Source organism: Streptomyces sp. NPDC007971 (genome assembly GCF_042958635.1).
GTDB lineage: Bacteria > Actinomycetota > Actinomycetes > Streptomycetales > Streptomycetaceae > Streptomyces.
Genome location: NZ_JBIBJK010000001.1, coordinates 222,404 through 234,004, shown reverse-complemented (window position 1 = coordinate 234,004; position 11,601 = coordinate 222,404). Strand labels below are relative to the sequence as shown.

10 protein-coding genes and 1 pseudogene are annotated in these 11,601 nt (G+C 71.5%); 7 read left to right on the top strand and 4 right to left on the bottom strand.

The annotated features are described in order from the left end of the window. Positions 1-598: 598 nt before the first annotated feature. Positions 599-1,459 (bottom strand): biotin--[acetyl-CoA-carboxylase] ligase, encoded by an 861-nt coding sequence (locus ACFZCP_RS01050; RefSeq protein WP_391422905.1) that lies wholly within the window; start codon positions 1,457-1,459, stop codon positions 599-601. Positions 1,460-1,570: 111 nt separating this feature from the next. On the opposite strand from ACFZCP_RS01050, the gene ACFZCP_RS01045 reads away from it, so the two are divergent. The 4 genes from ACFZCP_RS01045 (at position 1,571) to ACFZCP_RS01030 (ending at position 4,329) form a co-directional block, all read left to right on the top strand. After that, positions 1,571-3,166: a carboxyl transferase domain-containing protein gene (locus ACFZCP_RS01045; RefSeq protein WP_391422903.1), complete on the top strand. Its 1,596-nt coding sequence runs from the start codon at positions 1,571-1,573 to the stop codon at positions 3,164-3,166. Positions 3,167-3,190: 24 nt separating this feature from the next. Further along, complete coding sequence (locus ACFZCP_RS01040; RefSeq protein WP_362688494.1) at positions 3,191-3,400, top strand: acyl-CoA carboxylase epsilon subunit; 210 nt, start codon at positions 3,191-3,193, stop codon at positions 3,398-3,400. Between the two features lie 110 nt (positions 3,401-3,510). Continuing rightward, positions 3,511-3,639: a morphogenic membrane protein MmpB gene (gene mmpB / locus ACFZCP_RS01035; RefSeq protein WP_361131693.1), complete on the top strand. Its 129-nt coding sequence runs from the start codon at positions 3,511-3,513 to the stop codon at positions 3,637-3,639. A gap of 72 nt (positions 3,640-3,711) precedes the next feature. Beyond that, positions 3,712-4,329 carry a Maf family nucleotide pyrophosphatase gene (locus ACFZCP_RS01030; RefSeq protein WP_391422900.1) on the top strand — a complete coding sequence of 206 codons (618 nt, stop codon included), beginning with the start codon at positions 3,712-3,714 and terminating at the stop codon, positions 4,327-4,329. 94 nt (positions 4,330-4,423) lie between these two features. Here the strand turns inward: ACFZCP_RS01030 and ACFZCP_RS01025 are convergent. Further along, a pseudogene (locus ACFZCP_RS01025) lies at positions 4,424-4,897 on the bottom strand (hypothetical protein); the annotation flags it as partial. A gap of 375 nt (positions 4,898-5,272) precedes the next feature. Between ACFZCP_RS01025 and ACFZCP_RS01020 the strand changes: the two are divergent. After that, positions 5,273-7,045, top strand: coding sequence for a biotin carboxylase N-terminal domain-containing protein (locus ACFZCP_RS01020; protein WP_362688504.1), 1,773 nt, complete (start codon positions 5,273-5,275; stop codon positions 7,043-7,045). A gap of 329 nt (positions 7,046-7,374) precedes the next feature. On the opposite strand, the gene ACFZCP_RS01015 is transcribed toward ACFZCP_RS01020, so the two are convergent. Then, the gene (locus tag ACFZCP_RS01015) at positions 7,375-8,277 is read right to left on the bottom strand and encodes a DeoR family transcriptional regulator (RefSeq protein WP_391422897.1); all 903 of its coding nucleotides are present in this window, start codon (positions 8,275-8,277) and stop codon (positions 7,375-7,377) included. 202 nt (positions 8,278-8,479) lie between these two features. Then, positions 8,480-9,928 carry an NAD(P)H-quinone dehydrogenase gene (locus tag ACFZCP_RS01010; RefSeq protein WP_362688510.1) on the bottom strand — a complete coding sequence of 483 codons (1,449 nt, stop codon included), beginning with the start codon at positions 9,926-9,928 and terminating at the stop codon, positions 8,480-8,482. Between the two features lie 106 nt (positions 9,929-10,034). On the opposite strand from ACFZCP_RS01010, the gene ACFZCP_RS01005 reads away from it, so the two are divergent. Together ACFZCP_RS01005 and ACFZCP_RS01000 are read left to right on the top strand one after the other, a co-directional pair. Further along, positions 10,035-10,472, top strand: coding sequence for a gamma-glutamylcyclotransferase (locus tag ACFZCP_RS01005; protein ID WP_391422895.1), 438 nt, complete (start codon positions 10,035-10,037; stop codon positions 10,470-10,472). Between the two features lie 124 nt (positions 10,473-10,596). Continuing rightward, the gene (locus ACFZCP_RS01000; protein WP_362688516.1) at positions 10,597-11,421 is read left to right on the top strand and encodes a purine-nucleoside phosphorylase; all 825 of its coding nucleotides are present in this window, start codon (positions 10,597-10,599) and stop codon (positions 11,419-11,421) included. Positions 11,422-11,601: the final 180 nt, after the last annotated feature.

Genomic DNA, 11,601 nt, shown 5'->3' with positions numbered 1-11,601 from the left:
GCACGTCACCCCCGGCACCCGGACAACCGACCGATTCCCGGCAAGCCCCCCACCCGCCGACGACGGGAACCCGGCACGCCCCGCACCCGCCGACGACGGGAAGGGGACGGGCCGCGGCGGTTGGCACGTCACCCCCGGCACCCGGACAACCGACCGATTCCCGGCAAGCCCCCCACCCGCCGACGACGGGAACCCGGCACGCCCCGCACCCGCCGACGGCGGGAAGGGGACGGGCCGGGGGGTGTCCGCCCGCAGCGGTTGGCGCGTCAACCCCGGCACGTGGACAGCCGACCGATTCCGCGCCGTTCCGAGGACGGACACCCTTCGGCGCGGCCCCGACCCACCACCACCCCGGGGCGCTACGCAAGCCCCCACCCACCGAGAGAGGCGCCGCAGGCACTGCACGCCCACCACCCACCGCCACCGGGAACCGCAGGGACCGCACGGACCGCACGGACCGCACGGACCGCCCCAGGCAACGGGCCCCACCCGCGCTCCCGCAGCCGAGGCCACCATCCGGGCCACCACCCCCACACAGCCGAGGCCGTCACCTCACGCAGCCGAGCCAACCACCCTCACGCAGCCGAGCCGGCAGCCCTCACGCGGCCCGCAGATGCACGATGTCCCCCGCCCCCACCGCCTCCCGCGCACCCGACTCGGTGGCGATGACCAGCCGCCCGTCCCCGTCGACGGCCACCGCCTCCCCCACCAGGGCCCGATCCCCCGGCAGCTCCGCCCGCACCACCCGCCCGAGCGTCGCGCACCCCGCCGCATAGGTCTCCTGCAGCCCGCTGACCGCGGGATCACCCCCCGCGTCCCGCCAGCGCCGGTACCACTCCTCCAGCGACCGCAGCACCGCCCGCAGCAGCGGATCCCGGTCCGTGCTCACCGCCCCGGCCAGCGCCAGCGACCCCGCCTGGGGCACGGGCAGCTCCCCGGCGCCCAGGGAGACGTTGATGCCGACCCCGACGACCACCCCGTGCTCCCCGGCCCGCTCGGCGAGGATGCCCCCGGCCTTGCGCTCCTCACCGCCCACGGTCACCAGCAGGTCGTTGGGCCACTTCAGCGCCGTGTCCACGCCCGCGGCCCGGGACAGCCCCGTCGCCACGGCCACTCCGGTGAGCAGCGGCAGCCAGCCCCAGCGGGCCACCGGCACCTCGGCGGGGTTCAGCAGGACGGAGAAGAACAGACCGGACCGGGCCGGCGCGGACCACTGCCGATCGAGCCGCCCCCGCCCGGCGGTCTGCTCCTCGGCGACGAGAACCGCGCCCTCGCCCGCCTTGCCGGCCACGGCCCGGTCCACCAGGTCGGAATTGGTGGAGCCGGTGAGCTGGACCACCTCGAACTCCGACCACAGGCTGCCTTCCCTGACCAGCCCGCGCCGCAGCACAGCGGCGTTCAGCGGCGGGCGCTCCAGGTCGGACCAACGGCTGTCGTCTGATGCATTGTGCGGCGTCATGCAAGTCACCCTAGGTGTGGGAAACGCCGCACTGCCGACACCCGGGCGCGCCACTACGCTACGGATGAGTAACCGTCCCCCCTTTTGAGCAGGCAGGGAGCCGCGATCCCGATGTCCGAGCCGGAAGAGATCGACATTCACACGACCGCGGGCAAGCTCGCGGATCTACAGCGCCGTATTGACGAAGCGACGCACGCCGGCTCCGCACGCGCCGTGGAAAAGCAGCACGCCAAGGGCAAACTGACGGCCCGTGAGCGGGTCGAGCTGCTGCTCGACGAGGGTTCCTTCGTCGAGCTGGACGAGTTCGCCCGCCACCGCTCCACCAACTTCGGGCTGGAGAAGAACCGCCCGTACGGCGACGGCGTGGTGACCGGCTACGGCACGGTCGACGGCCGCCCCGTAGCCGTCTTCTCCCAGGACTTCACGGTCTTCGGCGGCGCGCTCGGCGAGGTCTACGGCCAGAAGATCGTCAAGGTCATGGACTTCGCGCTGAAGACCGGCTGCCCGGTCATCGGCATCAACGACTCCGGCGGCGCCCGCATCCAGGAGGGCGTCGCCTCCCTCGGCGCCTACGGCGAGATCTTCCGCCGCAACACCCACGCCTCCGGCGTGATCCCGCAGATCAGCCTGGTCGTCGGCCCGTGTGCGGGCGGCGCGGTCTACTCCCCGGCCATCACGGACTTCACGGTGATGGTCGACCAGACCTCGCACATGTTCATCACCGGCCCGGACGTCATCAAGACCGTCACCGGCGAGGACGTCGGTTTCGAGGAGCTGGGCGGCGCCCGTACGCACAACGCGGTCTCCGGTGTGGCCCACCACATGGCGGGCGACGAGAAGGACGCGATCGAGTACATCAAGCAGCTGCTGTCGTACCTGCCGTCCAACAACCTCAGCGAGCCCCCGGTCTTCGCGGAGGAGGCGGACCTCTCGCTCACCGACGAGGACCGCGAGCTGGACACGCTGGTCCCGGACAGCGCGAACCAGCCGTACGACATCCGCACGGTGGTCGAACACGTCCTGGACGACGCCGAGTTCTTCGAGACGCAGGCGCTGTTCGCGCCGAACATCGTGACCGGCTTCGGCCGGGTCGAGGGCCGGCCGGTGGGCATCGTCGCCAACCAGCCGATGCAGTTCGCCGGCTGCCTGGACATCGACGCCAGCGAGAAGGCGGCCCGCTTCGTACGCACGTGCGACGCCTTCAACGTCCCCGTGCTCACCTTCGTCGACGTGCCCGGATTCCTCCCGGGCGTCGGCCAGGAACACACCGGCATCATCCGCCGCGGCGCCAAGCTGATCTACGCGTACGCGGAGGCCACGGTCCCGCTGATCACGGTCATCACCCGCAAGGCCTTCGGCGGTGCCTACGACGTCATGGGCTCCAAGCACCTGGGCGCCGACCTCAACCTCGCCTGGCCGACCGCCCAGATCGCCGTCATGGGCGCCCAGGGCGCGGTCAACATCCTGCACCGGCGCACGATCGCCGAGGCGGAGTCGAACGGCGAGGACGCCGAGGCGACCCGCGCCCGTCTGATCCAGGAGTACGAGGACGCGCTCCTCAACCCCTACGTCGCGGCCGAGCGCGGCTACATCGACGCGGTGATCATGCCGTCGGACACCCGGGCACACATCGTCCGCGGTCTGCGTCAGCTGCGCACCAAGCGGGAATCACTGCCTCCGAAGAAGCACGGCAACATCCCCCTCTAGGCCCCGCTGACCTTTGGAGCGGTCATGAACATCAAGGTCGTACGAGGCAACCCGACCCCGGAGGAGCTGGCCGCCGCCCTGGCGGTGGTCCGCGCCCGCGCCGCGGCGGCGGCGGCAACGCCGTCCGGCGCGGGCGGCCCGAGGGACTCCTGGTCGGACCCGGCCCGCATCGCGGGACAGCGCGTCCCGCACCCCGGCCAGGCGTCCTGGACGCGCACCTACTGGCCGAGCTGACCGGAACCCGCCCGAGGGGCGCGGGGAACCGCGCACGGGGGAACAACACAGGGCAAAATCTGAGTACATCTACTCAGGCATCCCGTCCGGCCCGGCCCCACGCTGGGGGCATGCTGTGGTCAGACCCCGAGGACGAGCCGCCGAAAGACCTGCGCGACATGCAGGAGATGCTGCGGCGGCTCGGCCTCGTCCTGGCCCTGGCGATGCTGCTCGGGATGATCGTGATCGGCCTGAGGTGACGATCGTGACCGGCCCAAGGTGACGATCGCGACTGGCCCGAGGTGACGAAGCGGCACCGCTAACCTGGCGGTATGACTGCTACGCCGCGCAGGCGACTCGTGCTCGCCTCCCAGTCCCCCGCCCGTCTGGGCCTCCTGAGGCAGGCGGGCCTTGCGCCCGAGGTGATCGTCAGCGGCTTCGACGAGGACTCGATCACGGCGCCCACCCCGGCAGAGCTGGCGCTCGCCCTGGCCGAGGCCAAGGCCTCCGTGGTGGCGGCGAAGCCGGAGGTGCACGGCGCCCTGGTGATCGGCTGCGACTCGGTGCTGGAGCTGGACGGCCAGGCGCTCGGCAAGCCCACCGACGCCGAGGAGGCCACGGCCCGCTGGAAGGCGATGCGCGGGCGGGCCGGGACCCTCCAGACGGGTCACTGCATCTGGGACACGGAGGCCAACCGGTACGTCGCCGGGGTCGCCTCCACCGTCGTCCGCTTCGGCGACCCCTCGGACGAGGAGATCGCCGCGTACGTCGCCTCCGGGGAACCCCTCTACGTCGCGGGGGCGTTCACCCTGGACGGCCGTTCGGCGCCGTTCATCGAGGGCATCGACGGCGACCACGGCAATGTGATCGGCATCAGCCTGCCCCTCGTACGGCGGCTGCTGGGCGAACTGGGCGTCGGCATCACAGAGTTGTGGGCACCGGCTGAGTGAGCTGGGCGGGGACCGTGTCCTGCGGCGTGTCGTCCCCGTCCTGCGGCTCACCCGTCCGTCCGTGCGGCTCGGCCGCGACGCCCCGGGACAGCTCCGGCGACACGCCCGGCGCGGTCTCGGTCTTCGGGTCGCCGCCGGCCTCCGGTGCGCCGCCGGGCGGGGCCTGCTCCGGGCCGCCGTCACGGTCGTACGTCACCAGGAGCAGGACGACGAGCCCGAGCACCACCATCATGAACAGGAACGCCGGCCAGCCCACCAGGCCGAGGGTGAACGCACCCAACAGGCCGTGCACCACCGCGACGCTGACCAGCAGGATGCGGCCGAAGCCGGCGGGGGCGCGATTGCGTATCGCGACGAGCATGGCCACCACGGCGCACAGGACGAAGTAGAGGCCGAAGACGACGCCGCCGATCTTCGAGGACGTCGACATGACGTCGGGGTCGAGCCCGGCCAGCGACATCTTCTGCCGGTCCACGACCATGCCGAGGAACCAGTTCAGTGCCGCGACGACGAGCGCCTCCGCGAACAGGACGATCGTCACGACCCATGCCACCGGTCTGCGTACCACCGGCCCCCACCCACTTTCGCCCTCAGCCCGAGCAGAGCTGCTGTTACCTGAAGTACGTCCGAGTCATCGCGAACGCTACTAACGGGTAAACCCAGGGACAAGGGTTCGGTCAGGAGCAAAGAATCATTGGGCCATTCGTAGGGACTCGACAAAGAAACGGAGTGGGCCGCAGCACGCTCTCACAGAGACCTTGACCACATGAGAGGGCTAGGGTTTCCCGGGGGAGTCCTGCGCACCGAGGTGCGACAAGGACTTTCGCGGGTCGAGCAAGCCTCGCATCACGCTCCGTGTGGGCAAGCTCACCACTGGGGACGGGTCGAAGTGACGTGTCGGCAGTCCCTAAACTCGGCTTGTTTCAAGGAGGGAGCCTCAATCGTGCGCAAGGTGCTCATCGCCAACCGTGGCGAAATCGCTGTCCGCGTTGCCCGGGCCTGCCGGGACGCCGGGATCGCGAGCGTGGCCGTCTATGCAGACCCCGACCGGGACGCTCTGCACGTCCGCGCCGCGGATGAGGCGTTCGCCCTGGGCGGTGACACCCCGGCCACCAGCTACCTGGACATCGACAAGGTCCTGAACGCGGCACGTGAGTCGGGTGCCGACGCCATCCACCCGGGGTACGGCTTCCTCTCCGAGAACGCCGAGTTCGCCCAGGCGGTGCTGGACGCCGGTCTGATCTGGATCGGCCCGCCCCCGCAGGCCATCCGCGATCTGGGTGACAAGGTCGCCGCCCGGCACATCGCCCAGCGGGCCGGCGCCCCCCTGGTGGCCGGCACGCCCGACCCGGTCTCCGGCGCCGACGAGGTGGTCGCCTTCGCCGAGGAGCACGGCCTGCCGATCGCCATCAAGGCGGCGTTCGGCGGCGGCGGCCGCGGCCTGAAGGTCGCCCGGACCCTCGAAGAGGTCCCCGAGCTGTACGAGTCCGCGGTGCGCGAGGCGGTTGCCGCCTTCGGCCGTGGCGAGTGCTTCGTCGAGCGCTACCTGGACCGTCCGCGCCACGTGGAGACCCAGTGCCTGGCGGACAAGCACGGCAACGTGGTCGTGGTCTCCACCCGTGACTGCTCCCTGCAGCGCCGCCACCAGAAGCTGGTCGAGGAGGCCCCGGCGCCGTTCCTGTCCGAGCAGCAGGTCGCCGAGCTGTACCGCGCCTCGAAGGCGATCCTGAAGGAGGCCCGCTACGAGGGCGCCGGCACCTGTGAGTTCCTGGTCGGCCAGGACGGCACGATCTCCTTCCTGGAGGTGAACACCCGCCTCCAGGTGGAGCACCCGGTGACCGAGGAGGTCGCCGGCATCGACCTGGTCCGCGAGATGTTCCGCATCGCCGACGGCGAGGAGCTGGGCTACGACGACCCGGAGCTGCGCGGCCACTCCTTCGAGTTCCGCATCAACGGCGAGGACCCGGGCCGCAACTTCCTCCCCGCCCCCGGCACGGTCACCCGGTTCGACGCGCCCTCCGGTCCCGGTGTCCGCCTGGACGCGGGCGTGGAGGCCGGCTCGGTCATCGGCCCGGCCTGGGACTCGCTGCTCGCCAAGCTGATCGTCACCGGCCGCACCCGCAAGGAGGCCCTGGAGCGGGCCGCCCGCGCCCTGGACGAGTTCCAGGTCGAGGGCATGGCCACGGCGATCCCGTTCCACCGCGTGGTCGTCCGGGACCCCGCCTTCGCCCCGGAGCTGACCGGCTCCGCGGACCCGTTCACGGTCCACACCCGCTGGATCGAGACCGAGTTCGTCAACGAGATCAAGCCCTTCACCGCGCCGGCCGACGCCGAGGCGGAGGAGGACACGGGCCGCGAGACGGTCGTCGTCGAGGTCGGCGGCAAGCGTCTGGAGGTCTCCCTCCCGTCCTCCCTGGGCATGTCCCTGGCCCGCACCGGCCTCGCGGCGGGCGCCAAGCCGAAGCGCCGCGCCGCCAAGAAGTCCGGCCCCGTGGCGTCGGGCGACACCCTCGCCTCCCCGATGCAGGGCACGATCGTGAAGGTGGCCGTCGAGGAGGGCCAGGAGGTCCAGGAGGGCGACCTGGTCGTCGTCCTGGAGGCCATGAAGATGGAGCAGCCCCTGAACGCCCACAAGGCGGGCACCATCAAGGGCCTGACCTTCGAGGTCGGCGCGTCGGTGACGTCGGGCGCGGCGATCTGCGAGATCAAGGACTGACGGCACAAGCCCGATCGACGCCCGGTGGAGCAACCACGCTCTGCCGGGCGTTCCCTTTGCACCGAACCACCCCGCCACCAGCCGCCCTCAGGGCCACGGGGAACGACGCCTCCAGGGGCACGGGGAACTGCGCCTCCAAGGGGCGCGGGGAACTGCGCGAACAACCACAACGGACCCGCACCCGCCCGACGACCGGCAACCGCCGACCCCCAAGGGGCGCGGGGAACTGCGCGAACGGCCACTATGGACCCGCACCCGCCCGACGACCTCAGCCCCCACGGCGACCAAGCGCAGGCGCAGGCACAGGCACAGACACCGGCACAGACACCTCAGCGCCTGCGAAGGTCGGCGACCCGCCCCCGCTCGGCCCCCGCCGCCGGCTCCCCCAGCATCCCCCGCAGTCCACCCCCGGGCATCTGCCCACGCCTGGGCCCCGGCAGCGGAGCGCGCCGCGCCGCAGGCCCCTGCTCACCCCCCGGGCTCCCGCTCGCCCCGGCCACGGCGATCTGCACCCCCTGATCGGCGAGAGCCTGCAGCTCGGTCGCGGCACGGTCGTCGTGGACGGGTGGCTCGTCGGTGACCAGGCGGGTGATGACATCGGTCGGCACCGTCTGGAACATCGTGTCGGTGCCGAGCTTGGTGTGGTCGGCGAGGACCACGACCTCGGCGGCGGCCTGCACCAGCGCACGGTCGACGGACGCCGAGAGCATGTTGGAGGTGGACAGACCCCGCTCCGCGGTCAGGCCGCTGCCCGACAGGAACGCCTTCGACACTCTCAGCCCCTGCAGGGACTGCTCGGCGCCGGAGCCGACGAGAGCGTAGTTGGAGCCGCGGAGGGTGCCTCCGGTCATCACGACCTCCACGCGGTTGGCATGGGCCAGCGCCTGGGCGACCAGGAGGGAGTTGGTGACGACCGTCAGTCCGGGCACGCGGGCGAGGCGGCGGGCCAGCTCCTGCGTGGTGGTTCCCGCCCCGACGACGATGGCCTCGCCCTCGTCGACGAGGCCCGCGGCGACGTCGGCGATGGCCGTCTTCTCGGCGGTCGCGAGATGGGATTTCTGCGGAAAGCCGGACTCCCGCGTGAAACCGCCCGGCAATACCGCACCGCCGTGCCGGCGGTCGAGGAGTCCTTCTGCCTCCAGTGCCCGCACGTCCCGTCGTACGGTCACTTCGGAGGTCTGGACGACGCGGGCGAGCTCACGGAGCGACACGGCCCCGTTCGCTCGCACCATTTCGAGGATCAATTGGCGACGTTCTGCAGCGAACACGAAACTGACAGTAACCCCAACGACCGTCTGCTTTCAGCAGTTTGCGCCGAATAGCAGAAGTTGTTCGCATGGGAGGGCGGGAAGTGGTATAGGGCCTAACCCGCCCGGCTATGCCGTACGCATGCTCGACAACTCCCCGTGACCAGCGGGGACATGGAATCGGCCGTCAGGCCTCGCCGCCGGCCTTGCGCGTGTGGAGCTGGCGCGCGACCTCCGCGATCGACCCCGAAAGGGAGGGGTACACCGTGAATGCGTTCGCGATCTGTTCGACCGTCAGATTGTTGTCGACGGCGATCGAGATGGGGTGGATGAGTTCCGAGGCGCGCGGCGCGACGACCACACCGCCGACGACGATCCCGGTGCCCGGGCGGCAGAAGATCTTCACGAAGCCGTCCCGGATGCCCTGCATCTTGGCGCGCGGGTTGCGCAGCAGGGGAAGTTTGACGACACGCGCGTCGATCTTGCCCGCGTCCACGTCGGCCTGGCTGTAGCCGACGGTGGCGATCTCCGGGTCGGTGAAGACGTTCGAGGAGACCGTCTTGAGGTTCAGCGGGGCCACCGCATCGCCGAGGAAGTGGTACATGGCGATACGTCCCTGCATGGCGGCGACGGACGCAAGGGCGAAGACACCGGTCACGTCACCGGCCGCATAGACACCCGGAGCGGTCGTACGGGAGACCTTGTCGGTCCAGATGTGCCCCGACTCGCGCAGCTTGACGCCGGCCTCCTCCAGGCCGAGCCCCGCACTGTTGGGGATGGCGCCGACGGCCATGAGGCAGTGCGAGCCGGTGATGACGCGGCCGTCGGCCAGCGTCACCTCCACCCGGTCGCCGACGCGCTTGGCGGACTGCGCGCGGGAGCGGGCCATCACGTTCATGCCGCGGCGCCGGAAGACGTCCTCCAGGACGGCGGCGGCGTCCGGGTCCTCGCCGGGCAGCACGCGATCGCGCGAGGACACCAGGGTCACCTTGGAGCCGAGCGCCTGGTAGGCGCCGGCGAACTCGGCACCGGTCACGCCCGAGCCGACCACGATCAGCTCTTCGGGCAGCTCGGTGAGGTCGTAGACCTGGGTCCAGTTGAGGATGCGCTCGCCGTCGGGCTGGGCGTCGGGCACCTCGCGCGGGTGACCGCCGGTGGCGACCAGGACGGCGTCGGCGGTGAGGGTCTCCTCGGTGCCGTCGGCGGTGGTGACGACGACCTTGCGGGAGCCGTCGAGGCCCTGCATGCCGTCCAGCCGGCCGCGGCCGCGCATGACCCGGGCGCCGGCGCGGGTGACGGAGGCGGTGATGTCGTGCGACTGGGCGAGCGCGAGCCGCTTCACACGCCGGTTGACCTTCCCGAGGTCCACGCCCACCACCCGGGCCGCCTGCTCCAGCGGCGGGGTGTCGTCGGCCACGATGATGCCCAGCTCCTCGTAGGAGGAGTCGAAGGTGGTCATCACCTCGGCCGTAGCGATAAGGGTCTTCGACGGCACGCAGTCGGTCAGTACCGACGCTCCGCCCAGACCGTCGCAGTCGACGACGGTCACCTCCGCGCCGAGCTGGGCGGCCACCAGGGCCGCCTCGTATCCGCCGGGTCCGCCACCGATGATCACGATCCGAGTCACGTACCCCATTGTCCCGCACGCTTCAAGGTGCTACTGCCCGGGGCTGCACACGCGGGACTCCTGGGGCGGGAGAGGGCGATCGTGGCCGGAGTTTCCCCTGCCGTACCCTCTCCCCATGTCGCTCTATGCCGCGTACGCCGGCAACCTCGACGCGCGGCTGATGTCCGGCCGCGCCCCGCACTCCCCGCTGCGCGCCATAGGCTGGCTGAACAGCTGGCGGCTGACCTTCGGAGGCGAGCAGCTGGGCTGGGAGGGCGCACTGGCGACCATCGTCGAGGAGCCCGGGGCCCAGGTCTTCGTCGGCCTGTACGACCTCGCGCCCATGGACGAGGAGTCCCTGGACCGGTGGGAGGCCGTGAGCCTCGGCATCTACCGGCGCGTCCGGGTGCGCGTGCACACGCTGGACGGCGAGGAGTCCGCGTGGGCGTACGTCCTCAACGGCTACGAGGGCGGGCTGCCCTCGGCCCGGTACCTCGGGGAGATCGCCGACGCCGCCGAGTCCGCCGGGGCGCCGCACGACTATGTGATGGAACTCCGCAAGCGCCCCTGCTGAGGCGGGCCGGCCGCCTCTTGCTGCGGGTTTGCCCCCGCTTCGTCGAAAACGACAAGACAACGATCGCAATCCCGTGGGCTCTGTCATCTACGCGCGTAGGCGAAGACCGGCTACCCTCGTCGGCGTGAACGCATCTCTTCTTCCGGACGACATCCAGGGCGACCCCTACGCCGCCGCCGACGCCGCCGCCGCGCGCCTGCGCGAACTCACCGGCGCCGAGACCCACGACGTCGCCCTCGTGATGGGCTCCGGCTGGGCTCCGGCCGTCGACGCCCTGGGGGCCCCCGACGCCGAGTTCCAGGTCACCGAGCTGCCCGGCTTCCCGCCGCCGGCCGTCCAGGGGCACGGCGGCAAGATCCGCTCGTACTCCTTCGGTGACAAGCGCGCGCTGGTCTTCCTGGGCCGCACGCACTACTACGAGGGCCGCGGGGTCGCCTCCGTCGCGCACGGCGTCCGCACGGCCGTCGCCGCCGGCTGCAAGACCATCGTGCTCACCAACGGCTGCGGCGGCCTGCGCGAGGGCATGCGCCCCGGCCAGCCGGTCCTGATCAGCGACCACATCAACCTGACGGCCGCGTCCCCGATCGTCGGCGCCAACTTCGTCGACCTGACGGACCTCTACTCCCCCCGCCTGCGCGCCCTGTGCAAGGAGATCGACCCCACCCTGGAGGAGGGCGTCTACGCACAGTTCCCCGGCCCGCACTACGAGACCCCGGCCGAGATCCGCATGGCCCGCACGATCGGCGCGGACCTCGTCGGCATGTCCACGGTCCTGGAGGCGATCGCCGCCCGTGAGGCGGGCGCCGAGGTGCTGGGCATCTCCCTGGTCACCAACCTCGCGGCCGGCATGACGGGCGAGCCCCTCAACCACGAGGAGGTCCTCCAGGCGGGCCGCGACTCGGCGGCACGCATGGGCGAACTGCTCGGCCAGGTACTGGGCAAGCTGTAGGCGACCTCCGGGGGACCTGCGGCAAGCAAGGCACGCGGCAGGCACCACGGACCACTGACGGCACCGCCGCGCCACGGTTCTGCGGTGCTCCGGTTCCGCGGCGCTCCGGTTCCGCGGCGCTCCTATTCCGCGGCGCTCCGATGTCGCTGGCGCTGCCGCGCCGCGGAGTCGTGGGGCTGC